This window comes from Sulfitobacter sp. 1A12157 (assembly GCF_043557345.1).
In the GTDB taxonomy this organism is placed as follows: Bacteria; Pseudomonadota; Alphaproteobacteria; order Rhodobacterales; family Rhodobacteraceae; genus Sulfitobacter.
Genome location: NZ_JBIFFV010000005.1, coordinates 223,802 through 245,015 on the forward strand (window position 1 = coordinate 223,802; position 21,214 = coordinate 245,015).

Annotated in this window: 23 protein-coding genes; 4 read left to right on the top strand and 19 right to left on the bottom strand. The window is 63.5% G+C overall.

Annotated elements, in window-relative coordinates; all coding sequences use genetic code 11:
- The first annotated feature begins 4 nt into the window (after positions 1 to 4).
- Both tatC and ACGYLC_RS11200 read left to right on the top strand, forming a co-directional pair.
- Complete coding sequence (gene tatC / locus ACGYLC_RS11195) at positions 5 to 862, top strand: twin-arginine translocase subunit TatC (protein WP_067267932.1); 858 nt, start codon at positions 5 to 7, stop codon at positions 860 to 862.
- Positions 859 to 1,707 carry an ATP-binding protein gene (locus ACGYLC_RS11200; RefSeq protein WP_394403432.1) on the top strand — a complete coding sequence of 283 codons (849 nt, stop codon included), beginning with the start codon at positions 859 to 861 and terminating at the stop codon, positions 1,705 to 1,707. The genes tatC and ACGYLC_RS11200 overlap by 4 nt, the downstream gene beginning before the upstream one ends.
- A gap of 57 nt (positions 1,708 to 1,764) precedes the next feature.
- On the opposite strand, the gene ACGYLC_RS11205 is transcribed toward ACGYLC_RS11200, so the two are convergent.
- From ACGYLC_RS11205 to cysG, 11 genes are all read right to left on the bottom strand, one after another.
- Positions 1,765 to 3,006, bottom strand: a complete 1,242-nt coding sequence (locus tag ACGYLC_RS11205) for a peptidoglycan DD-metalloendopeptidase family protein (protein WP_394423008.1) — start codon at positions 3,004 to 3,006, stop codon at positions 1,765 to 1,767.
- 61 nt (positions 3,007 to 3,067) lie between these two features.
- Positions 3,068 to 3,724 carry a protein-L-isoaspartate(D-aspartate) O-methyltransferase gene (locus ACGYLC_RS11210; RefSeq protein WP_394403434.1) on the bottom strand — a complete coding sequence of 219 codons (657 nt, stop codon included), beginning with the start codon at positions 3,722 to 3,724 and terminating at the stop codon, positions 3,068 to 3,070.
- On the bottom strand, positions 3,721 to 4,506 hold the full coding sequence (gene surE, locus ACGYLC_RS11215) for a 5'/3'-nucleotidase SurE (protein ID WP_394423009.1): 786 nt from the start codon (positions 4,504 to 4,506) through the stop codon (positions 3,721 to 3,723). Before surE ends, ACGYLC_RS11210 begins: the two co-directional genes overlap by 4 nt.
- A gap of 72 nt (positions 4,507 to 4,578) precedes the next feature.
- Positions 4,579 to 5,232, bottom strand: a complete 654-nt coding sequence (locus tag ACGYLC_RS11220; protein ID WP_394403436.1) for an SDR family NAD(P)-dependent oxidoreductase — start codon at positions 5,230 to 5,232, stop codon at positions 4,579 to 4,581.
- A 64-nt stretch (positions 5,233 to 5,296) separates the two neighbouring features.
- Positions 5,297 to 5,557 carry a pilus assembly protein PilZ gene (locus ACGYLC_RS11225; protein ID WP_394403437.1) on the bottom strand — a complete coding sequence of 87 codons (261 nt, stop codon included), beginning with the start codon at positions 5,555 to 5,557 and terminating at the stop codon, positions 5,297 to 5,299.
- 190 nt (positions 5,558 to 5,747) lie between these two features.
- The gene (locus ACGYLC_RS11230) at positions 5,748 to 6,596 is read right to left on the bottom strand and encodes a ferredoxin--NADP reductase (protein WP_394403438.1); all 849 of its coding nucleotides are present in this window, start codon (positions 6,594 to 6,596) and stop codon (positions 5,748 to 5,750) included.
- 68 nt (positions 6,597 to 6,664) lie between these two features.
- Positions 6,665 to 7,096 (bottom strand): DUF934 domain-containing protein, encoded by a 432-nt coding sequence (locus tag ACGYLC_RS11235; RefSeq protein ID WP_394403439.1) that lies wholly within the window; start codon positions 7,094 to 7,096, stop codon positions 6,665 to 6,667.
- Positions 7,093 to 7,884: a phosphoadenylyl-sulfate reductase gene (locus tag ACGYLC_RS11240; RefSeq protein WP_394423010.1), complete on the bottom strand. Its 792-nt coding sequence runs from the start codon at positions 7,882 to 7,884 to the stop codon at positions 7,093 to 7,095. Before ACGYLC_RS11240 ends, ACGYLC_RS11235 begins: the two co-directional genes overlap by 4 nt.
- Positions 7,874 to 9,550 carry a nitrite/sulfite reductase gene (locus tag ACGYLC_RS11245; RefSeq protein ID WP_394423011.1) on the bottom strand — a complete coding sequence of 559 codons (1,677 nt, stop codon included), beginning with the start codon at positions 9,548 to 9,550 and terminating at the stop codon, positions 7,874 to 7,876. The genes ACGYLC_RS11240 and ACGYLC_RS11245 overlap by 11 nt, the downstream gene beginning before the upstream one ends.
- Positions 9,550 to 9,846: a DUF2849 domain-containing protein gene (locus ACGYLC_RS11250; RefSeq protein ID WP_394423012.1), complete on the bottom strand. Its 297-nt coding sequence runs from the start codon at positions 9,844 to 9,846 to the stop codon at positions 9,550 to 9,552. Before ACGYLC_RS11250 ends, ACGYLC_RS11245 begins: the two co-directional genes overlap by 1 nt.
- A gap of 1 nt (position 9,847) precedes the next feature.
- Positions 9,848 to 11,242, bottom strand: a complete 1,395-nt coding sequence (cysG, locus tag ACGYLC_RS11255) for a siroheme synthase CysG (RefSeq protein WP_394423013.1) — start codon at positions 11,240 to 11,242, stop codon at positions 9,848 to 9,850.
- 144 nt (positions 11,243 to 11,386) lie between these two features.
- Here cysG and ACGYLC_RS11260 point away from each other — a divergent pair, with 144 nt between their 5' ends.
- Positions 11,387 to 11,848 (top strand): Lrp/AsnC family transcriptional regulator, encoded by a 462-nt coding sequence (locus ACGYLC_RS11260; protein ID WP_067265010.1) that lies wholly within the window; start codon positions 11,387 to 11,389, stop codon positions 11,846 to 11,848.
- Between the two features lie 40 nt (positions 11,849 to 11,888).
- On the opposite strand, the gene tpiA is transcribed toward ACGYLC_RS11260, so the two are convergent.
- From tpiA to ACGYLC_RS11300, 8 genes are all read right to left on the bottom strand, one after another.
- Positions 11,889 to 12,638: a triose-phosphate isomerase gene (tpiA, locus tag ACGYLC_RS11265; protein ID WP_394423014.1), complete on the bottom strand. Its 750-nt coding sequence runs from the start codon at positions 12,636 to 12,638 to the stop codon at positions 11,889 to 11,891.
- 83 nt (positions 12,639 to 12,721) lie between these two features.
- On the bottom strand, positions 12,722 to 13,084 hold the full coding sequence (locus ACGYLC_RS11270) for an iron-sulfur cluster assembly accessory protein (RefSeq protein ID WP_067265014.1): 363 nt from the start codon (positions 13,082 to 13,084) through the stop codon (positions 12,722 to 12,724).
- Positions 13,085 to 13,137: 53 nt separating this feature from the next.
- Positions 13,138 to 13,851 (bottom strand): DUF3307 domain-containing protein, encoded by a 714-nt coding sequence (locus ACGYLC_RS11275; RefSeq protein WP_394423015.1) that lies wholly within the window; start codon positions 13,849 to 13,851, stop codon positions 13,138 to 13,140.
- Positions 13,852 to 13,964: 113 nt separating this feature from the next.
- On the bottom strand, positions 13,965 to 14,582 hold the full coding sequence (locus tag ACGYLC_RS11280; RefSeq protein WP_394423016.1) for a hypothetical protein: 618 nt from the start codon (positions 14,580 to 14,582) through the stop codon (positions 13,965 to 13,967).
- Positions 14,583 to 14,699: 117 nt separating this feature from the next.
- The gene (locus ACGYLC_RS11285) at positions 14,700 to 15,911 is read right to left on the bottom strand and encodes a glycerophosphodiester phosphodiesterase family protein (protein ID WP_394423017.1); all 1,212 of its coding nucleotides are present in this window, start codon (positions 15,909 to 15,911) and stop codon (positions 14,700 to 14,702) included.
- A 186-nt stretch (positions 15,912 to 16,097) separates the two neighbouring features.
- Positions 16,098 to 16,460, bottom strand: coding sequence for an SUF system Fe-S cluster assembly protein (locus ACGYLC_RS11290; protein ID WP_209218051.1), 363 nt, complete (start codon positions 16,458 to 16,460; stop codon positions 16,098 to 16,100).
- Between the two features lie 93 nt (positions 16,461 to 16,553).
- Positions 16,554 to 17,936 (bottom strand): 30S ribosomal protein S6--L-glutamate ligase, encoded by a 1,383-nt coding sequence (rimK, locus tag ACGYLC_RS11295; RefSeq protein ID WP_394423018.1) that lies wholly within the window; start codon positions 17,934 to 17,936, stop codon positions 16,554 to 16,556.
- Positions 17,937 to 18,004: 68 nt separating this feature from the next.
- Positions 18,005 to 19,630, bottom strand: a complete 1,626-nt coding sequence (locus ACGYLC_RS11300; RefSeq protein WP_394423019.1) for a mechanosensitive ion channel family protein — start codon at positions 19,628 to 19,630, stop codon at positions 18,005 to 18,007.
- Between the two features lie 360 nt (positions 19,631 to 19,990).
- On the opposite strand from ACGYLC_RS11300, the gene tgt reads away from it, so the two are divergent.
- Positions 19,991 to 21,118 carry a tRNA guanosine(34) transglycosylase Tgt gene (gene tgt / locus ACGYLC_RS11305; RefSeq protein ID WP_394410427.1) on the top strand — a complete coding sequence of 376 codons (1,128 nt, stop codon included), beginning with the start codon at positions 19,991 to 19,993 and terminating at the stop codon, positions 21,116 to 21,118.
- Positions 21,119 to 21,214 lie beyond the last annotated feature (96 nt).

Here is a 21,214-nt window from a genome sequence, read left to right on the forward strand (position 1 = left end):
TTGAATGAGCGCCACCGACGATTATGACGAGATCGACGACAGTTCCGCCCCGTTGATCGAGCATCTGGCCGAGCTGCGCACGCGGCTCATCCATTCGGTCATCGCCTTCATCATCGGGATGGTGATCTGCTTTACCGTCTGGAACCCGATCTTTAACTTCCTGACCGAACCGCTTTGCTCGGCCATGGCCGAACGGGGCCAAGAGGATTGCGGGCTGATTCTGATCAAGCTGCAGGAGGGTTTCTTCGTCGCGATCTCGATCTCGCTTCTGGGCGGTCTGGTGCTGGGCTTTCCCTTCATCAGCTACCAGCTGTGGCGCTTCGTGGCGCCGGGGCTTTACAAGAACGAGAAGGGGGCGTTTCTGCCCTTTCTGATCTCCTCGCCGGTGATGTTCTTCCTTGGCGCGGCTTTTGCCTTTTATGTCGTCACGCCGCTGGCCTTCGACTTCTTCCTTGGCTTCCAGCAGGCCGGCACGTTGGTCGGTGGGCCGGATGGCGAAAACGGCATCGCCGCCATCGCCTTCCAAGGCTCGGCGCAGGAGTATCTCTCGCTCACGATCAAATTCATCGTGGCCTTTGGCCTGTGTTTCCAATTGCCGGTTTTGCTGACGCTGATGGGCAAGGCGGGGCTGGTGAGTTCCGAAGGGCTGGCCAATGTGCGCAAATACGCCGTGGTGGCGATCCTTGTGCTGGCCGCGCTGGTCACCCCGCCGGATGTGATCACGCAGGTGATCCTTTTCGTGGTGGTCTATGGCCTCTACGAAATCTCGATTTTCCTCGTGCGCCGGGTCGAGACGAAGCGCAACGAAAAGCTGCGCGAAGAGGGCTACTTTGACGACGAAGACGAGGAAGACCTGCTGTGATCAATGATCCGATGGACCGTATCGCGGCGGCGCTGGAACGTATGTCTCCCGCGCCGCTCGCCGCCCCGGACTTCGATGCGGCCACGGCCTTCGTCTGGCACACCGACCCCGACCGTCTGGTGCCGGTGCCGCAGGTCGCCCGGATCGACCTGCCGCTTCTGGTGGGCGTGGATCGGGCGCGGGATACGCTGTTGGCCAACACCCGCCAATTCGCGGCGGGGCTGCCGGCGAACAACGCGCTGCTCTGGGGGGCGCGGGGCATGGGGAAATCCAGCCTTGTCAAAGCGATACACGCGGATGTTCAAGCATCACATGAAGCGTTGCGCATCGTTGAACTGCAGCGCGAAGACCTGCCTTCGGTCGGGCGGCTTTTGTCCCTCCTGCGTGGCGCTTCGCAGCGCTTCATCCTGTTTTGCGACGACCTCAGCTTTGGCCATGACGACGCGCATTACAAATCGCTGAAGGCCGTGTTGGATGGGGGCATCGAAGGGCGGCCCGAGAATGTCGTGCTCTATGCCACATCGAACCGCCGCCACCTGATGCCGCGTGACATGATCGAGAACGAGCGCGGCAGTGCAATCAACCCTTCGGAAGCGGTCGAGGAAAAGGTCTCTCTCTCTGACCGCTTCGGGCTGTGGCTGGGGTTCCACCCCTGCGATCAGGACCAATATCTGGCGATGATCCGCGGCTATTGCGATGCCTTCGGCGTAGAGATCGACGACGACACATTGCGCGCCGAAGCCGTTGAGTGGCAGGCCACACGCGGCGCGCGGTCGGGCCGGGTGGCATGGCAGTATTTCGTGGATCTGGCTGGCCGGAAAGGCGTTCCCGTTTCGGGCGGTTGAGCGCCGGACGGTGTGAGTGAAAGGGCCCGCAATTTCTGCGGGCCCTTTGTCGTTTGGTTACTGAATATAGGGCGTCGGATCGACGCTCTCAAAGCCTTTGCGCACTTCGAAATGCACATGCGATTCCGACCCGCCGCGTAGTTTGGCGATCTGCTGGCCCCGGCTGACACTGTCGCCCTTGGCGACGTTCACGCCGTCGACATTCGCATAGACCGTAAGCAGGTTGTTGGCATGGCGCACCACGACGATCGGGATGCCCTCCGCACTTTTGGTGATCGCGGCGACGGTGCCCGCGTCGGCGGCTTTCACGGGCCCGCCGGGGCTGCCCTTGATGTTGATCCCCTCGTTCTTGCCCTTGGAATAGGCCCGGATGATGGAGCCTTGGACCGGGGGTGTCATCTTGGTGGCCTTTGCCGGGGCGGTGGGCTTGCCCACATCGGCCACAGGCTCTTTCGGCTCGACCTTGGGCGGCAGGGGCTGTGCGGTCTCATCCTGCGGCAGCGGTTTGGCGGCAGAGGGTGGCGTCGGCGTGGGGGTGCCCGCGCCGGGCGCGCTGGTGACCGGCTGCACGGGGCGCGAGGCGGCGGCGCTTGAGGCGGTATTTGTCGCCTGACGCGGCGGCGCTTGTTTCTCGACCGGGATCAGCAGGAATTGCCCCTCGCGGATCGCGAAATCGGGGCCGAGGCCGTTCCATTCGGCCAGTGCTTTGACCGGCACGTTGTAAAGACGCGCCACGGTATAGGCCGTCTCCCCCCGCTCGACCCGGTGGCGCACGGGCTCTTTCGCCTGCGGGGCTGCGGGCTGTGGCGCGGGGGTGCTTGTGGTGCCCGCGGGCGGCAGGCTCTGGGTTTGCACGCTGGGGGTCGCGGGGGCGCGGTCGATGGCGCCGCCGGCAAGGGTGGTGATGTCCACGGCGCCATTGGTGCCCGGCGCAGGCTCAGAGACACGGCGGGGCAGGGCGATGATCTCGCCCTGGCGGAGCGGGACGCCCTGTTCGATCCCGTTGTAGCGGGCCAATTCGCCGCTGTCGGCGCCCACGCGAGCGGCCACGTCTTTCAGCGTATCGCCCCGGCGGGCAACGACGACTTGATAATTGGGATAGGAGATCACGCCCCGGGCGTCGGGTTTGGGCCGGTCCGCCAAAGGCCCGCGCGCGGCTTCGGCGGTGGAGAACCCATCGCCAAAGGTGCTGCGCATATCGTAATCCAGGGGCTGATTTTCGCAACCTGCCAGCAGTATCGCACTGGTCCCGGCCATTAGGGTCAGCCGCATGGGGCGGCGCAAGCGTGTTTGGCGCATCTGCAAGTCCTCATCTTCGCCCCCAGACGGTATGGGGCGTTGTCCGTGTCTCTGTAACCTATTAGCCGTCCTTGCCCAAGCCTTCCAGCAGGGGGACAAAGCGCACGGCCCGCAATTCGTCGTATTCCAGCCCATCAGCGGTCTTTCGCACGCGGATGAGGTGTTGCACCGTGTCGGATTGGCCAACGGGCAGTACCATGATGCCGCCCTCCTTTAGCTGCGCAAGCAGGGGGCCGGGGGGGTCTTCGGCGGCGGCGGTCACGATGATCCGGTCAAAGGGCGCCTGTTCGGCAAGGCCAAAGCTGCCATCGGCGGTGATCGCGGTAATGTTGCTCAGGTCCATCGCCTCGAAGACGCCGCGCGCCTCTTGCACCAGACGGCGGTGCCGGTCGATCGTATAGACCCGCCGGGCGAGCTTGCTGAGGATCGCCGCCTGATAGCCCGATCCGGTGCCGATTTCGAGCACCTTATCGCGCGAGGACACCTGCAAGGCTTGGCTCATCAATCCCACCACAGAAGGCTGGCTGATGGTCTGGCCGCAGGCGATGGGCAGGGGCATGTCCTCATAGGCGCGGCTGGCAAAGAGGCCGCGGATGAAGGGGCCGCGGTCGATCGCTTCCATCGCTGTCAGCACGCGCGCATCGGTCACGCCCTTCGAGCGCAGCGCGTAGAGGAACTGCATCTTGCGTTCCGCTTCAGAGATGGGGGGCTCATTCATCCGTTGATGCCCGCCAGCGTTTCGAGGGCCGCGTGATCCGTCAGGTCGCAGCGCATCGGGGTGACTGAGACATAGCCATCAAGGTTGACGCAGGCATCGCTGCCCGGTGCCGTTTGTACGCGTTGATCGCCGCCCTTGATCCACAAAAAGCGGCGGCCCGAGGGCGACAGATGCGCCTCGGTCGAAAACCCGGTGCCGGGGCGGCGGCCCTGCGGGGCCAGCCGGGTGCCGCGCACATCGGCGGCGGCCACCGGGGGGAAGTTCACGTTATAGAAGAGCCCGTAGGCCGCGTCTTCCTTGGGGCTGTGGTCCAGAATGCGGCGGCAGGTCTCTGCCCCGTGTTTGGCAGCGGCCTCGAAAGGATCGGCCAGATCGCGGTTGGCGGGGCCATAGTATTGCGACAGGGCGATGGCGGGCAAACCTTGCAACGCCGCCTCGATCGCACCGCCGAGCGTGCCGGAATAGAGCGCGTTTTCGGCCGCGTTATTGCCCCGGTTCACGCCGGAGAGCACCAGATCGGGAGGGGCGGCGGTCATCGTGTCGTGGATCGCGGCAAGGACGCAATCGGCGGGAGAGCCTTCGGTGGCGAAGACGCGGTCGTCCAATTGCGTGATCATCATCGGCTTGGTGTAGCTGATGCAATGTCCCACCCCGGATTGCTCGAACGCCGGTGCCACGGTCCAGACCTCGCCCCCGGGCCCGGCGAGTTCCTCGGCGATGGCGCGCAGCACGGCCAGACCGGGTGCGTTGATGCCGTCATCGTTTGTAATCAAAATACGCATGAATGGCCCCTTTTTGCCTTGATAGGCGAGGGGCGGACCGGCGGCAAGCGCAGCGCGCCGGTGCCGCGCGGTTCAGGAGGCGGAGTTTTCCGACAGTTGCGCCAATACCGCAGCGGCCTGCGTGGCGGTGTCGCTCAGCGCCGCGCGGTCTTCGCCGGGGAAGAAGCGGGCGCGGGTGGCGGTGGGCATCGGCTCGGGCGTGAGGATATGGACGCGGGGGCCGATCTGCGCGGTCTCGACCTGCCAAGAGGTTGCCAGCGCGATCTGCGCGGCCTTGGTCGCCCCGTAGCTGCCGAAGAATTTCGTGCCCGCGCGCGGATCGTCAAAGAAGACCGCCGTGCCCTCCGCCCCCAAGAGCGGCGAGACAAAGGTGATCAGCCGCGCGGTGGCGGTGACGTTTCCGGCGATGGATTTCTCCATATCCTTGGCGTCGATGTGATCGGTCGGCGTCAGCGGGGCCGCGTGAACGGCGCAATGCAGCCACAGGTCGAGCCCGCCCCAACGGTCATGGATGCCCCGGCAGAGCACGGCCATGGCATCGGCGTTGGTGATGTCCATCGGTGCCAAGGTGGCGCTGCCGCCCTTGGCCTGGATACGGTCGTCCAACTCTTCCAATGCGCCGGTCGTGCGACCGACCGCGATGATGTGATGGGTGGGGGCCAAGGCTTCTGCCAATGCAGCCCCAAGGCCGCGCGACGCGCCGGTGATCAATGCTGTCTTGCTCATGCGCGGGATGTGCACTGCCCCGCGCGGCAGGTCAAGAGGCGCGCGCCGCGCCTCCTTCAAGGTTTCAGCCCTGTGGCAGGCGCAGCACCTGATTGCCGCGACGGCTGGAAAGCACCAGCGTCCCTTGCCCGATGGCAGAGACGATGCCGCCGGCGACCTGATCGCCCACTTCGACACGAGAGATTTTGCCGCCACCTTCGCGGATCAGCGCGCCGGGCGTGCTGTCGCTGCCGAAGATGCCGATCAGCGCCGTGCTGGACAGGTCGGCCTTTTCAGTTGCCAGATCGGAGACTTTCTTAGGGGTCGGGGTCCCATTGCTCGCCATTGATATGCCTTTCGCCTGTGGTTGCGTTTTGCGCGGCAGTCCCCCGCGCTCGCAAGGCGTCAGCTAAGCCCTGCCGCATTGCAGCGGAAGGGGGCGTTTTCGGGATGCGCAGGGTTCTGCCAAAGCGTCGGCAATGCTGTGCCGACGCCCCTGTTGTAACGCTGCGACCTTTCGTAAGGCTTAATTCGGCTTAGCCGACGAATGCCTTTTCGACGACGAAATGCTGGGGGTCGGAATTGGCGCCCTCGGTCAGGCCAAAGCCTTCGAGAATCTCCATAATATCCTTATTGAACCCAAGGCTGCCGCAGACCATGGCGCGGTCATGGGCGGCATTGATCTGGGGCACGTCCAAATCCGCGAACACGGTGCCATTCTGCAAAAGGTTGGTGATCCGGCCCATCTTGGGGCTCTCTTCGCGGGTGGTGGTCGGGTAATAGCGAATCTTGGCGAGGTTTTCCGGGCCAATGAGTTCCTGCATCAGCTCGTCGGCCTTCAGCCCTTCGATCAACTGGCGGCCATACTCAAGCTCCGCCACGTCGCGGCAGGTGTGGGTGACGATGACCTCGTCGAATTTCTCATAGGTCTCAGGCTCGCGCAGCAGGCTTGCGAAGGGGGCAAAGCCTGTGCCGGTGGCGAACATCCACAGCCGGTCGCCGGGCAGCAGCGCGTCATGCACCAGCGTGCCCACGGGTTTGGGCCGCAGGATGATCTGATCGCCGGGCTGGATGTGCTGCAATTTGGAGGTCAGCGGGCCGTCTTGCACTTTGATCGAGTAGAACTCCAACTCATCGTCCCATGCGGGGGAGGCGATGGAATAGGCGCGCAAGAGCGGTTTTTGCTTGCCCGTCTCGGGATGCGGGTCGCCCATCAGGCCGATCATCACGAATTCGCCCGAGCGGAACCGCAGGCTTGCAGGCCGGGTCACCCGGAACGAGAACAGCTGATCGGTCCAGTGCGTGACCGAGGTCACGGTCTGGGCGTCGGGCAATGTCGGGACGGGCTTGGCGGCGGTTTGGTTCACTGTGCTCTGCTCGGTCATCATGGTTTCCGCAAATCGGGTTGCGGCCTCTACTTATGGCAAGGAAGGGGGGAGGGCAATGAAACGGCCTATTTGGCCGCGGTCGCCGGTCCGGATGCGGCACCGCGCAGGCGGGACTGATAGTCATGCGCCTGCCAATCGGCGCGGGCGCGCCACTGGTCCTCAGGCTGGCGGGCGGCCAGGTCTTCGTCGATCTCGACCTCATCGAACCCGGCGCGGCGGGCCATGGCGTATTGATCGGCCAGCACATGCCCGCGGGCGCGCAGGCGGCCCTTGTAGCCGCGCAGGCGCAGGACACGGGCGATGGTAAAGCCGCGCCCATCCGCGAAAGAGGGGAAGTCGACGCGGATCATCTCAAGCGCCGGGGTCAGCGTGAGGGCATGGGCATCGGCGTCAGAGGCCAGATCGACGGCGCGGCAATCGTTCGCGGCGCCCTCCTCGCAATAGCCCTGGGTCCAGTCGTCGGCGGTGAAGCCTGTGTCGGTGACGAGTACGCTCATGATTTGTCTCCTGTTCGGACCACTTTGCCGTTCACAAAATGGATGCCGCATTCTTCTTTGTTCTGATCGCGCCAGCGTCCGGCGCGCGGGTCTTCGCCCGGGGCCACGGGCGAGGTGCAGGGCGCGCAGCCGATCGAAGGGTAGCCCTTGGCCACCAGCGGATGCCGGGGCAGGCGGTTTTCGGTGATGTAATCGCTCACATCGGAATTGGCCCAATAGGCCAACGGGTTCACCTTGATGCGCGGCGCGGCACCGTCTTCGGGGACTTCGACCTCGAAAAACTCCAAGGCCGCGCGGCTGCCCGATTGAAAACGTTTGCGCCCGGTGATCCAGCCGTCATAGCCCGCCAGCGCGTTTTGCAGGGGCCGGGTCTTGCGCAGGGCGCAGCAGGCGTCGGTGTCATATTGATGCAGCGTGCCACCGGGATCCTGTGCTGCGATCTCTTCGCTGCGCAGGGTGGTGACATTGCGCAGGCCGAGGCGTTCGCTCAGTTCCTGCTGGTAGACGAGGGTTTCGGCAAAGAGCATCTCGGTGTCGATAAAGAGCACCGGGATATCGCGCGATACCATGGATACGAGGTGCAAGAGCGCCACCGATTCCGCGCCAAAGCTGGAGACGAGGGTGAGGTTCTCGATCTCAGCATCGGCGCGGCGGATCACATCCGTCGCCCCGTGGTGGCGCAACTCGGCGTTGAGCCGTGCCACCTTTTCCTCGACCGCGCGCAGCCCCTCGGGGGGCGGCGCATCGGTATTTGAGAAAGGATGAAGTTCAGGGGTGTCAAGCGGCATTGGCCCGGTCCTTATTGGCCGTGTCTGGGTAGAGCACCGCCTTGAACGGCGCGAGGCCGAGGCGGCGGTAGGCTTGCAGAAAGGTCTCGCCGGGATCGTTGCGCAGGTCGAGATAGCCCCGCACGAGGCGTTCGATGGCGGGGATGATCTCCTCTGCCGAGAAGCCGGGGCCGGTGCGGGTGCCAAGGCTCGCATCCTCGGTGCCATCGCCGCCGAGCGTGATCTGGTAGTTCTCTACACCCGCGCGGTCGAGGCCGAGGATGCCGATATGGCCCACGTGGTGGTGGCCGCAGGCGTTGATGCAGCCCGAGATCTTGATCTTGAGCGGGCCCACGTCATGTTCGAGCTTCAACTCGTCGAAACGGGTCGCGATCTCCTGCGCGATGGGGATGGAACGCGCGGTGGCCAGTGCGCAGTAATCCATGCCGGGGCAGGCGATGATGTCCGAGATCAAGCCGATGTTGGCGGTGGCGAGTTTCGCCTCTTTCAGCGCGGCGTGCAGTTCGGGCAGGTCGCTGCGGTGCACATGGGGGAGGATCACGTTCTGTTCGTGGCTGATGCGCAGCTCGTCATGGCCAAAGCGGCGGGCGAGGTCGGCCATCACGAGCATCTGGCCGGCGGTGGCGTCGCCCGGCGTTGCACCATGGGCCTTGAGGCTGATCGAGACGATGGCATAGCCCGGCGCGCGGTGCGCGGCGAGGTTGGTATCCGCCCATGCGCGGAAAACCGGATCGTTGGTATAGGCGGATTCGTAGGCCCCGAGGGAGGCTGTCTTGAACGCGGGCGCTGCGAAATCGGCTTCGATACGCGACAGCATTTGCTGGTCGACGCCGGTGAACTGGTCGCGGATCAGCGCATATTGCGCATCGACCCGGGCGCGGATGTCTTCGATACCGTTCTCGTGGACGGTGATCTTGATGCGCGCCTTATACTTGTTGTCGCGGCGGCCGAGCACGTTGTAGACGCTGACGATGGCTTCGAGCGTGGGCAGCAGATCCTCATACTTCACGAAATCATAGAGCACCTTGCCGATCATCGGGGTGCGGCCGAGGCCACCACCGACGATGACTTCGAACCCCTGCTCGCCATCGCGTTCGACGATGCGCAGGCCGATGTCATGGGCCTTGATCACCGCACGGTCAGCGGCGGCGCCGGTGACGGCGACCTTGAACTTGCGCGGCAGGAACTGGAACTCGGGATGGTCGGTGGACCACTGGCGGATCAGCTCGGCCACGGGGCGGGGATCGGCGACCTCATCGGCGGCGGCGCCAGCGAAATGGTCCGCCGTCACGTTGCGGATGGTGTTGCCGGAGGTCTGGATCGCATGCAGCTTCACCTCGGCCAGCGCGTCGAGCATATCGGGCACATCGCGAAGTTCGGGCCAGTTGTACTGGATGTTCTGGCGCGTGGTGAAATGGCCGTAGCCCTTGTCCCACCGCTCGGCGATATAGGCGAGTTGATCCATCTGGGCGCTGTTGAGCGTGCCATAGGGGATTGCCACCCGCAGCATATAGGCGTGCAATTGCAGGTAGAGCCCGTTCATCAGGCGCAGGGGTTTGAACTCATCCTCGGTGAGCGAGCCGTCGATGCGGCGCTCGACCTGGGCGCGGAACTGGGCGTTGCGCTCGGCGAGGAATTTGTCGTCGAATTCGGTGTAGCTGTACATCAGACGGTCTCCTGTTTGCCGTGGGCGTAGTTCGAGGGGCCGGTGGCGCGGAACTCTTCGCGGAAATGGGTGGGGCGGGGGACGCCCGCGTCGGGGGCCACATCGGCGAGGTAGACGCCGACGACCAAGTCTTGTTGGCTCAGCGCGTCGATCAGGCGCAGGTCGGCGTCGGCCTCATCGGTGAGGACTTCGGCCTCGCTGAGTTTGCGGGTCCAGCCGGTGGCGGTTTGATAGACGACATCGCCTTCGAGTAGCGCATTGGCGGTGATGACCTTGGGGGTGAAGGGTTTGGGCATGTCAGCCCAGCTCCTCTAGCGGGGTTTCGGTGGCAACTTGGACGGCGGCGCGTGGGGCGAGGCCGTAGAAGGTGAGCGCGGGGCCAGTCATTTCGGCATTGGCCAGATCGCGCGGCAGATCGTTCAGCGTGGTCGCCAGCACCCGCTGATCAGCGCGCGAGGCGTTTTCGATCACGGTGACGGGGGTGGCGCGGTCGGCGCCATGCATCAGCAGGCGGCCTTGGACGAAACGGGCGGATTTCTTGCCCATATAGATCGCGGCGACCTCGTTGGGGCGCGCGAGGGCGGCCCAGTCGTGATCGGCGAAACCCTTCATGTCATGCCCCGTGAGGAAGCGGACCGAGGCATTGCGGCCCCGTTTGGTCAGGCTTTGCCCGATGCCCGCCACGGCGGCGGAGGCGGCGGTGATGCCGGGCACGATGTGCCAGCCGATGCCATGGGCGTCGACCGTGTCGATCTCTTCGTCGAGACGGCCAAAGACCGTGGCATCGCCGGATTTCAACCGCACCACCTGCGCGCCGCTTTGCGCGTGTTCGACCAGCAGGGCGTTGATGTGCTCTTGGGCCGTGGAGGGGCCGAAACCCTCTTTGCCAACATCGATCATCAGCGCCTCGCGGCGGGCGAGTTCGAGAATTTCGGGGCTGATCAGACGGTCGTAGATCACCACATCGGCCTCATCCAACGCGCGGCGGGCCTTGAGCGTCAGCAGTTCCGGGTCGCCCGGGCCGCCGCCGACAAAGGCCACATGGCCTGCGCGGGCTTTGCGGGTGAGATGGGTGTGCAGCAGGGTTTTCAGCGCCGGGCGCACGGTGTCCTTGCCCTCGGCCATGGCGCGGGGGCCGGTGGCGAAATAATACTCCCGCCAGAAATCACGGCGCGCGCGGCCCATGGGCAGGGCATCGGCCAGCTTGCGAAAGCCTTTGCCGATGCGCGCCAGCGGGCCGAGGGTGACGGGCAGACGCTCTTCCAGATCGGCCTTGATCGCGCGGGCCAGCACCGGGGCCGCGCCTTCGGTGCCGATGGCCACGGTCACGGGATCACGGTCGACGATGGCGGGGGTGATGAATTCGCTGTCATGCAGGTTGTCGACGATGTTGACCAGCACGCCCGCCGCATGGGCCAGCGCGGCATTTTCGGCATCCAGCGCGTCATCCTCATCCGCTGCGTAGAACAGCCGCGCGCCGGGCAGGTCGGCGGTGGTGAGGGGGCGGCGGTGCAGGGTGAGCTTTCCTGCCGCCTGCCAGTCGACGATCTCTGCTGCCGGGTCGGGGGCGAAGACATGCAGTGCCGCTTGGGTTTTCATCAGCAGACGCAGCTTGGCCAGCGCGGCTTCGCCGCCGCCGGAAAGAAGGATCTTTTGCCCGCGGGTGGCGAGGAAGATGGGAAAGTGATCCATGATGCGCCCTGTATTCTGTTTGACGTGACCTCTTATATAGGAAATATTCCCGATAATTGGCTATATGCTGGCGCAGATAAGAACATGTGTTCGCTTTGGTCGCAGGTTGAGTATGAACGTCCTGCCGGGACGAGAGAGAAGAGAATGACTGTCCGAATTGATGAGACCGACCGGAAGATTTTGGCGCAGCTGCAACGGGATGCGAGCCAATCGCTGGACGATATCGCCCGTGAAGTGGGGTCTTCAAAAACGCCGGTGTGGAATCGGATACGCAAGCTGCGCGAAGCCGGGGTGATTGGCCAGCAGACCGTCGTGCTGGATTCCGAAGCGCTCGGGTTCGAGGCCTGCTTCTTTGTCCTGATCCGCACGTCCGAGCATGAGGCGGCCTGGCAGGCGGCGTTTTTGCAGGCGTTGAAAGACCGGCCCGAGGTGCAGGAGGCGCACCGTCTGGCGGGGGATATCGACTATATCCTGAAGGTGCGGGTCAAGAACGCGCGGGCCTATGACGTCTTTTATCAGGCGCTGATTTCAGAGGTGAAGGTGCATAACGTCACCGCGCTTTTGTCGATGGAAGAGATCAAATCGACGACGATGCTGCCGCTGTAAGAGGGCGGGGCGGCAGGAGCCTCCGCCGCCCCGCATTGGCTTAGGACCGGGCCAGGGCCGCAACGATGGGCGCGAAATCCTCGGCCTTGAGGCTGGCCCCGCCGACCAGCGCGCCATCGACGTTTTCGACCGCGAAGATTTCGACCGCATTCGCGGCCTTTACCGAACCGCCGTAAAGCAGGGGGAGCGCATTGCCGATCTCCGCGCCGAAACGGTCGATCAGGCGGGTGCGGATGAAATCATGCACCTCTTTGATCTGCGCAATGCTGGGGACTTTGCCGGTGCCGATGGCCCAAATCGGCTCATAGGCGATCACCGTGTTCCCGGCCTCCACGGCATCGGGGAGTGACCCGTCGAGCTGCGCGCCGATAATATCGAGGGTCTGGCCCGCGTCCCGCTCCGCCTCGCTTTCGCCGATGCAGATGATGGCGGTGAGACCGGCACCCCATGCGGCAACAGCCTTGGCTTGCACATCGGCATCGGTCTCGCGGTGGGCATCGCGGCGCTCGGAATGGCCGAGGATCACATGGCTGGCCCCGCTGTCGGCAACCATCGCGGCGGAGATATCGCCAGTGTAGGCGCCCGCTTCTTCAGCATGGCAATCCTGTGCGCCGATTTTGATCGGGGTGCCGTGGGTGGCGTCGGTGGCGCGGAAGAGGAGGGTGCTGGGCGGGCAGATCACGACCTGCGGCGGGTTTTCGGGCAGGCCGGTGGCAAGGCTGTGAAGCTCTGTCAGCGCGGCGGCGGTGCCGTTCATTTTCCAGTTGCCGGCGGCGATTTTGGGGCGCATCGGTTCCGTCCTGATCTGTTTACGTTGTCAGATCAGTTCGCAGGCCCGTGGCCTCGCGTCAAGGCCGGGGCAGATCGGCGCGCTTACTTCGCGCCAAGGCTTTCGTCGAATTTAATCGATTCGCCGCACCCGCAGGCTTCGGTCACATTGGGATTGCGGAATTTGAAACCGGATTCGAGCAGCGTTGTCTCATAGTCGATCTCGGTGCCGAAGAGGAACATCTGCGCCATGGGGGCGATCATCACCCGCGCTCCGTCTTGTTCGACCACCTCATCATTGGGGTCGGTCGCTTCGACGTATTCCATGGTGTATTCCATGCCCGCACAGCCGCCTTTCTTGACGCCAATGCGCAGCCCGGCGTGGCCCGCCGATTGCATCAACTTCGCAATCTGGCCAGCGGCTTTGGGGGTCATGGTAACGGCTTGCTTGCCGGGAATGCCAAACATCACAAATCTCCTCTGCGGCCAAGATAGGGGTGCCGCGCGGCGATCTCAAGCCGTCAGAAGGAATTGATTGCGGCCTTGGTGGCGAAGGCAGCGATGAGCGCCCAGCCGAAAGAGGCAAGCGTGCCGATGATCACATATTCGCTGATCTTCTGGTTCTTTTTCACGGTGTCGAAACGCAGGATCGACTTTGCCGCGATGAGAAATCCGATGCCCGCAGGCTCGCCGACCATGACCATCAGAAAGATCAATGCGCGTTCCAGCAGGCCGATCATCCGGCCTGCATTCTCCAGCCCATCCGGTTGGGCCTGTTCCTTGTGCGGCAGCATCAAGCCGCCCACGGCGGGACCGCCTGCGAGCGTTGCAGTGACCAGCCCCGCGATGAACAGGGCAGGTGGGATCAGCGTGCTGCTATGGCTGGCCCAGAGGCCGCTGGCAAAAGCATCGGGTAGGAAGAAGACAAAGATCGCGATGCTAACCAGATGCGCGATCTGGTCGCTAAGGTAGGGCCAGAGCCGGTCGCGCTGCCGCTCTGGCACGGCGTAGGTCTTGACCGCGTCGATCGCGATATGGGCGAGGGCCAGCAATGCGGCGGGGATCAGGCTGCCGCCGAGGGCCAGCGTCGTCAGGCCAAAGACGATAGCGCCGTGCAGGAATAGCACCCCCGGCTTGCGCTTGGCTGCGACCATCGCATTGGTTTGAAACACGAAATCAGCCAGAAGGTGAGCGATCAGGCAAGCGAGAGCGGTGGCGATGGCCTGTTCGGTCATGGAAATCCCGTTTGGTGTGAATGCTTACTATTTGAAAAGCTATGGCGGGCTGGGGCAAGTGCTTTGTTGTGAATTTAAACAGCCTTATTTGGCTGTAAAATATGATAACAGCCTTATATGGCTGATGCATCCTCTTCCAGAACCTCGCAGACCTCCCGCAACTCATCTAACCCCGCCGCCTCCACATGGCCCTGCACGCTTTGCTGTGTCAGGTCAAACTGCCGCGCAAGCTCTGCTTGCACCGGCGGCTCGGGGGCCAGCATGTAATAGGCGACATCGGCTTGGCGCTTGGTCCAACCGCCCGCGATCCGGTCGGCAAGGGGCAGGGACGTGCGCAGGGCGAGGGGGGCGTCGGGCGCGTGCATGCGCCGCGCGCGGGGCATGTTGTCGAGCGCGTGGCCGGAGCTGACCAGTGCCGCTCCGTCCGCGCGGGATAGGTCGTCGCTTGTGAAATGCGCGGGGCCGATACCGATGCCAAAGCGGGTGTCGGCGGTCTTGCCGCAGCGGCGCACGGCGGCACGTAGGACGAGGGCTGCGCGGAAGGAGAAGCTGGGGGTCACGGCCATCTGCCAGCCATCTCCGCGAAAGCGGGTCATGCGGGCGGGCTGGCCTTGCCAAGCAGTCAGCGCCTTGGCGGCGTCATCGAGGCGCGCGAAAATGGCGTCCAACTCCGCCCGGCTCATCGCGGAGGATTTCACGATATCGCCGGTAAAAATTGCCCAAGTTTCCATGGCTTGCCCCTTGTTTCCCGCAATGTTGCAGGAAGGCGAAATCCATGCAAGCCCGGCTAGGGAAAAGGGCCGCCCGAAAGGGGGCGGCCCTGATGGCATTCTAACGGCTAGGACCGGTCAGAGACCCATGCAGTTCGCATAATAAGTCACGGTCGCGGGCCAGTCAGAGAAGACACCGGCCACGCCAACGTCTTGGGCCAGCACGTCCAGCGCCACCAGATAGTCGCTGTCGTCTTTCACGATGTCATTGACCGACTGGAAGTACCAACCGCCACCCGAGCCGAGCGGGCCGGAACGCTCCAGCGTCCATGCAATCAAGGTCAGCCCTGCTTCTTTCGCGGCCATGGCGTATTCGGATGCGGCAATGGCGCCGTCCGTATTGGTCAGCATCATGTTGAGCGAGGGGGCGAGGTAGTTCACGCCCTTGGCTTTCAGATCGGCGAAATCTTCGGCCCACGTCTCGGGGTTTTGCTCATCGAAACCGTCGGACCACTGCACCAGATAGACGGCCTGCTTGCCGAATTCCGGTGTATTCTCAACCCAGTAAAGCACGTCTTCGAGGTTGAAGGACTGCGGCCAAACGTCGGAGGCGGGAATGCCTGCGGCGACATATTCATCCACCAGCTTCTGCGCGTAGTCTGCCTGAGAGAAGCCCTCGTGCGGCATCTCGACGGAGGGGGATTTCAGCTCAGGCGTGAACTTGGCGCCAAGAGATTTGAACAGTTCGATCGATTCCGCATGGGTCATCAGATCGGCCTTGTCGCTGTAAAGCTCGGTGCGCCAGGTCGCGACGCCGCCCTGATAGTCTTCGGCGGTGGTGGCGGTCTTGTCGGCGCTGTCCATCTTGGGCGTCAGGGTGCGGAATTCGGCCAAGGTGATGTCGGAGGTGCGACATTCGGCGCTGGCGGGCGTGTCACCCGACGCGGCGGTGAAGCCGGTGGTGCATTTCTCGGCCAGATCGGAGACGAGGATATTCGTCGTGGTGTGCAGATCGTTCTGTGCGTGACGGCAGACCAGCTCGTGATCGGCGGTAAAGGTCACGTCGCATTCCAAGATGCCCGCGCCCATCCGCGCGGCAGCGACGTTGGACTGCACGGTATGCTCAGGAAACATCAGCGGCGCGCCACGGTGGCCGATGGAAAAATCGGTTTTGGTGGCGTCTTGCCCCATGCAGGAGGCCAGCTTGTCCTTCAATGCGCCCTCGGGCAGCTTGTCCACCAGATAGGCCGGGCGGGGGCCGTATTCGACCGGGGTCGCGGTGGCGTGGGCCTCGGCCAGCGCCATGCCGGGCGCGAGGGCCAGAGCGGCGAGAGAAACAAGTGTTCGCATAATGTTATCCGTTCGTGAATGAAGTTCTGGGGCTTCTATGGGTGCCCGATGTAACGGTTTCACGACCGGTTCATGTCAGTCAAATGAACAATCCTTGGCCGTCCCGCTCGGCGGGATGCGGCCAAAGAAAACGCCGCCGATGCCCTGCACCGACGGCGTCCGTTCTTTGCGTTGTAAAACTGTCGCTTACATGAAGCCCAGTTCAAGGCGGGCTTCGTCCGACATCATGTCCATGCCCCAAGGCGGCTCCCAGACCAGTGCCACATTGACCTGCTTGACCCCGGCGATCGGCTCGACCGCATCGGCAACCCAGCCGGGCATCTCACCGGCCACGGGGCAGCCGGGCGCGGTCAGCGACATCTTGATGTCGACCTCATTCTCGTCGTTGATGTCGATGGTGTAGATCAGCCCCAGTTCATAGATATTCACCGGGATCTCAGGGTCATAGACCGTGCGGCAAGCCTCAACGACCTGCTCGTAGAGCGGGTGATCTGTAGAAGAGGGCGCAATCAGCGGTGTCCCTTCGAGCGGTTGGGTCTGTTCGGTCATCTCTTGCCTCGCATCATTCTCGACGTTTTATATAGGGATTGCGGGCAGGGGCGTAAAGTGGCCCCGAGCCGGGCGGGGCCGCTGCCGCACCCGTTATCCGCCTTTGCGACGCCGCGCGGGCTGTGGCTTCACGCGGGCTTCGATCTCATCATAGACCTTGCCGACGATATCTTTCTTGGTGGCATTCTCGATCCCCTCGAAGCCGGGGGAGGAGTTGACCTCAAGCACCTTTGGCCCGCTCTCGGACCGCAGCAGATCGACCCCGGCGATGCCAAGGCCAAAGGCGCGGGCGGCGCGTACGGCGGTGTCGCGTTCCTCTTTCGAGATGCGCACCACCTTGGCCGAGCCGCCCCGGTGCAGGTTCGAGCGGAAATCCCCTTCGGCGCCAGTGCGTTTCATGGAGGCCACGACCTTGCCCGCCACCACGAGACAGCGGATGTCTTCGCCAGCGGCCTCCTTGACGAAATCCTGCACGAGGAAGTTGGCACGCAGGCCGCGGAAGGCGTCGATCACCGACTCGGCGGCCTTCTTGGTTTCGGCCAGCACGACACCTTTGCCTTGGGTCGATTCCAGCAGCTTTACGATCAACGGCGCGGTGCCCACCAGCGCCATCAGGTTGCTGGTGTCTTTGGGCGAGGCGGCGAAAGCCGTGGTCGGCATGCCAATGCGCTTGGCGGCCAAGACCTGATGCGCGTGCAGCTTGTCGCGGCTGGCGGTGATCCCGGCAGAGCCGTTGACGCAGAAGGTGCCGATGGTCTCGAACTGGCGGATCACGGCGGTGCCGTAGGAGGTGATCGACGCGCCGATGCGCGGGATCACCGCGTCATAGCGCGGCAGGCGCTTGCCGTCGTAATGCACCTCGGGGGCCAGTTGGTTGATCGCCATGTAGCAACGCGTGGTGTCGATCACCTCAACCACATGGCCGCGCGCTTCGCCCACCTCGACCAGCCGGCGGGTGGAATAGTTGTCTTCCCGGCTCAGCACCGCGATGCGCAGCGCGCGCTGCGGCGCTTTGTGGCGCAGGCTGGCGGTGTGGTAAACGTCGTAATTCAGGTCAGGCTGCAACCGCCGTTCGGTGGCCGAGATGTTGATATGTTCGGTCAGCGCCTGACGGCCCAGCAACATGCGGCTGGTCATGGTGCTCCGGTTGGTCAGGGTCACGTCGATGGGCCAGCTTTGGCCGCCGACCTCAAGCGTGGTGGCGATGACGAAACGTTGCTCGGATTCGCCGTTGGAAGAGGTCACCTCGCGCCGGTCGATGATCGGGGCGGAACAGGTGATCGAGATATCCTCGCGCCCGGAAATGGGATGCACGTTGAACCGCACCTTGGGTTTTGACGCGGGGCCAAAGACTTCGATGTCATGGGCATGTAGCGCCGAGGTGCGCGCGCCGGTGTCGACCTTGGCCTTGATCGCGGGCAGGCCGAGATCGGGCAGGGCAACCCATTCTTCCCAGCCGAATGTCAGTTTTTCCATTGCCTGCTCCTTGGGTCATTGGTCCGCCTGCCTAACCTGCGGCAAGCGCTGCATCAAGCGGCGTGATGCTACGGCGTGCCCATATCCGCAGGGGCGGGGGGCAACATGCGGACATCGTTCTCTTTCTCCATCCGAGCGGCGGCGGCAAGAAGTTCTTCGCGCACGCGGCATTCGATATCCCAAAAGGTCGCGGCATTGTCGGTGGGCAACTCGAAGCGCACCTTGATGCCGAAGGCATCTTGGTCGAGCACATGCACCTTGGCCTTGTCCATCGGTTTGACGTCATTGGGGTCTTCCCGCGCCAAAAGGTCAAAGAACACGCGGCGCAGCGCTGCCACATCGGCGTTTTGCGACAGGGTGAGGATGATGGGGCGCACCATGGCGTGATCCTCGATCGACCAGTTTTCAAAGGCGTCGGAAACGAAATAGCTGACCGGCACGATCAGCCGGGTACCGTTCCAGTTGAGCAATTGCACGTAAGTAAAGTGAATTTGCTCGACCGTGCAGAAATGCCCTTCGAAGATCAGTTGATCCCCGATCCGCGCGGAGCGGTTCAGCGCGATCTGGATGGAGGCGAGGATATTGCCCAGAACCTCACGCGCCGCGAAACCCAAGACGATGGTCACCGCACCCGCAGAGGCCAGCAGCGACAGGCCAAGGGTGTTGTCTGCATTGCTGGAAACAAGGATCACCCCTGAGGCCACCAGCACGGCGATCACAATCACCCCTTTGCGCGCCGCCGCGATTGTCGTGGCGATAGAGCGCATATGGGCGTTCATCGGATCGGCAAGCTCATAGGCGTTGTTGGGGCTGATCCGATCAAAGATCTCGTCAAAGGTAAAGACGATGGCGAGGGCCGCGGCGGTGACATAGGCGATCAGCAAAATCGGGCTCAGCACCGCGTCAATAAAGCCTGAGACGACCAAGACCCGGCTGGTGGCCGTGCCGATGATTGCAGCGCAGAGCACGATGGCGGCGGGCCAGCGGAAAGAGCGAAACACAAAGCGCATCCAACGGCGTTTGGCGGCCTCTCCGAGACGGCGCATGACGCCGAAGGCGAACCAGCCGGCCATGAGGGCAACGCCAACCAGCAGCGGCAGGAACAGCACCTCCCACAGATACATGCCCCAAAAGGCGCGGATGCGCAGCCAGTCGGGCAGCATCGTCTCAAGGTCCGTCGGCCCATACTGTGCATGCAGATGCGGGATGTTGTCGATGCTCTGACGGGAGAAGACCCACACCGGCTCGGCATCCTCTCCGGGTTTGATCCGGTTGAGCCGCAGCGGCACGTCATGGCCGCCCAGTTCCAGCCTGTCGATCAAGAGCGAGCGGCGCACGCGCCCGGTGTCATTGTCCTCGGCCGAGCCTGAGAGCCAGCCATCGGGGCGGTCTGCCAGCCTGCGCCATGGCACGACGACCTTGCGCTCCATCAAGACAGAGAGTTGGAAGGCGCGCTCGGCCCCGATAACCGCCTGATCCCCTTGCGGCAGATCCGACAGGTCTAGGATATGGGCCGCGTCCGAATAGTGGCCATTGTCCGTGAGGTAGATGAAACTTTCCAGCGCCGCCATCGGTGTGCCGCGGTCCAGCGTCTCGGGCGGGGGCGGCAGGCCGGGGTTCAGCTCGGTCGTTTCAAACCATTTTTCCTGCGCCTGCCCGGTGGCGGCCCCTGAGAGCAGCGCAAACGCCAGCACGAAAGCCCCCAGAAAACGAGGCAACACAGTCGCGAAAGCGCGTGGGAGTAAGGCAAGCCGCTGCATGGATAGCGCAATGTAGCGGAGGTTCGGTCAATTCAAGGCTGCACCGCGTTTTGAAACGCTATTTGCGGGCTTTGGGCCGCGTTGAGGTTGCGCGTAGCGATCCGCGCATAGTTGGATTGCTGGCTTCAAGGCGTTCGCAGGAATGCATTGGGGGTGATCAAGCGGCAGCGATTTCGCTCTAAGCCCGTTATCCTTTGAACGATACCATTCTCGGGCGATCTCGGCTATTTCCGCTTTATTGCATGTTTCCCGCCACTGGTTTATCGCGCCAGTCGCAGGCAGAGAGGGCAGCGTATGACCAGCACCGGATTCACCAAACACGCGCAGGACGGCAAGGCACGCAGTGGCGTGATCCAGACCCCGCGCGGCGAGATCCGCACGCCCGCCTTCATGCCGGTGGGCACGGCGGCGACGGTCAAGGCGATGATGCCCGAAAGCGTGGCCTCCACCGGCGCGGACATTCTGCTGGGCAATACCTACCATCTCATGCTGCGCCCCACGGCAGAGCGTGTGGCCGCCTTGGGCGGGCTGCATAGGTTCATGAACTGGGACAAGCCGATCCTGACCGACAGTGGCGGCTTTCAGGTGATGAGCCTCGCTGGCCTGCGCAAACTGACCGAACGCGGCGTAACCTTCAAAAGCCATATCGACGGCTCCAAACATGAGATCACGCCGGAACGCTCGATGGAGATTCAGGAGCTTTTGGGCTCCGATATCGTCATGTGTTTCGACGAATGCCCGGCGCTGCCTGCTGACCGGGACCGCATTGCCGAAAGCATGCGCCTGTCGATGCGTTGGGCCAAGCGCAGCCGCGAGGCTTTTGGCGACCGCCCCGGTCACATGCTGTTCGGCATCCAGCAAGGTGGGTTGGAAGAGGACTTCCGCCAAGAAAGCGCCGAGGCGCTGCGCGAGATCGGCTTTGACGGCTATGCCGTCGGCGGTCTGGCCGTGGGGGAGGGGCAGCAGGCGATGTTCTCCACCTTGGATTTCTCGACCGACATGCTGCCCGAGGACAAGCCGCGTTACCTGATGGGCGTGGGCAAGCCCGACGATATCGTCGGTGCCGTGGCGCGGGGCATCGACATGATGGACTGTGTGCTGCCCTCCCGCTCTGGCCGCACGGGGCAGGTCTTTACCCGGATGGGCGTGCTCAATATCAAGAACGCGCGCCATCAGGACGATCCGCGCCCTCTGGACGAGAATTGCAGCTGCCCGGCCTGCCGCAATTATTCGCGCGCCTATCTGCATCACGTTTTCCGCAGCCAAGAGATCATCTCCTCCATGCTGCTGACATGGCACAACCTGCAGTATTACCAAGACATCATGGCCGGCATGCGCGCGGCCATCGCGGCGGGCCGGTTCACCCAATGGCAGGCCGATTTCCACGCGGGCCGCGAACAGGGCGACATCGACCCGCTCTGAGGGGCGGGCGCTGCCGCCTCACGCGAATTTGTGCGGTTGATCCTTGCTGCGGGGCGGCAGGGTCTTAGGTGCCTTGCACATTCTATTGCAAGGAAA

What these genes read in the sequence shown, in the direction of transcription:
- ACGYLC_RS11225 (WP_394403437.1), bottom strand. Translation starts at nt 5,557, where the DNA reads ATGGCGAGCAATGGGACCCCGACCCCTAAGAAAGTCTCCGATCTGGCA.
- cysG (WP_394423013.1), bottom strand. Translation starts at nt 11,242, where the DNA reads ATGGATCACTTTCCCATCTTCCTCGCCACCCGCGGGCAAAAGATCCTT.
- ACGYLC_RS11220 (WP_394403436.1), bottom strand. Translation starts at nt 5,232, where the DNA reads ATGAGCAAGACAGCATTGATCACCGGCGCGTCGCGCGGCCTTGGGGCT.
- ACGYLC_RS11205 (WP_394423008.1), bottom strand. Translation starts at nt 3,006, where the DNA reads ATGCGCCAAACACGCTTGCGCCGCCCCATGCGGCTGACCCTAATGGCC.
- ACGYLC_RS11240 (WP_394423010.1), bottom strand. Translation starts at nt 7,884, where the DNA reads ATGCCGCTTGACACCCCTGAACTTCATCCTTTCTCAAATACCGATGCG.
- ACGYLC_RS11285 (WP_394423017.1), bottom strand. Translation starts at nt 15,911, where the DNA reads ATGCGAACACTTGTTTCTCTCGCCGCTCTGGCCCTCGCGCCCGGCATG.
- surE (WP_394423009.1), bottom strand. Translation starts at nt 4,506, where the DNA reads ATGCGTATTTTGATTACAAACGATGACGGCATCAACGCACCCGGTCTG.
- ACGYLC_RS11235 (WP_394403439.1), bottom strand. Translation starts at nt 7,096, where the DNA reads ATGAGCGTACTCGTCACCGACACAGGCTTCACCGCCGACGACTGGACC.
- ACGYLC_RS11230 (WP_394403438.1), bottom strand. Translation starts at nt 6,596, where the DNA reads ATGACCGAGCAGAGCACAGTGAACCAAACCGCCGCCAAGCCCGTCCCG.
- ACGYLC_RS11280 (WP_394423016.1), bottom strand. Translation starts at nt 14,582, where the DNA reads ATGGAAACTTGGGCAATTTTTACCGGCGATATCGTGAAATCCTCCGCG.
- ACGYLC_RS11260 (WP_067265010.1), top strand. Translation starts at nt 11,387, where the DNA reads ATGACTGTCCGAATTGATGAGACCGACCGGAAGATTTTGGCGCAGCTG.
- ACGYLC_RS11210 (WP_394403434.1), bottom strand. Translation starts at nt 3,724, where the DNA reads ATGAATGAGCCCCCCATCTCTGAAGCGGAACGCAAGATGCAGTTCCTC.
- ACGYLC_RS11245 (WP_394423011.1), bottom strand. Translation starts at nt 9,550, where the DNA reads ATGTACAGCTACACCGAATTCGACGACAAATTCCTCGCCGAGCGCAAC.
- tgt (WP_394410427.1), top strand. Translation starts at nt 19,991, where the DNA reads ATGACCAGCACCGGATTCACCAAACACGCGCAGGACGGCAAGGCACGC.
- tatC (WP_067267932.1), top strand. Translation starts at nt 5, where the DNA reads ATGAGCGCCACCGACGATTATGACGAGATCGACGACAGTTCCGCCCCG.
- ACGYLC_RS11275 (WP_394423015.1), bottom strand. Translation starts at nt 13,851, where the DNA reads ATGACCGAACAGGCCATCGCCACCGCTCTCGCTTGCCTGATCGCTCAC.
- tpiA (WP_394423014.1), bottom strand. Translation starts at nt 12,638, where the DNA reads ATGCGCCCCAAAATCGCCGCCGGCAACTGGAAAATGAACGGCACCGCC.
- ACGYLC_RS11270 (WP_067265014.1), bottom strand. Translation starts at nt 13,084, where the DNA reads ATGTTTGGCATTCCCGGCAAGCAAGCCGTTACCATGACCCCCAAAGCC.
- ACGYLC_RS11290 (WP_209218051.1), bottom strand. Translation starts at nt 16,460, where the DNA reads ATGACCGAACAGACCCAACCGCTCGAAGGGACACCGCTGATTGCGCCC.
- ACGYLC_RS11250 (WP_394423012.1), bottom strand. Translation starts at nt 9,846, where the DNA reads ATGCCCAAACCCTTCACCCCCAAGGTCATCACCGCCAATGCGCTACTC.
- rimK (WP_394423018.1), bottom strand. Translation starts at nt 17,936, where the DNA reads ATGGAAAAACTGACATTCGGCTGGGAAGAATGGGTTGCCCTGCCCGAT.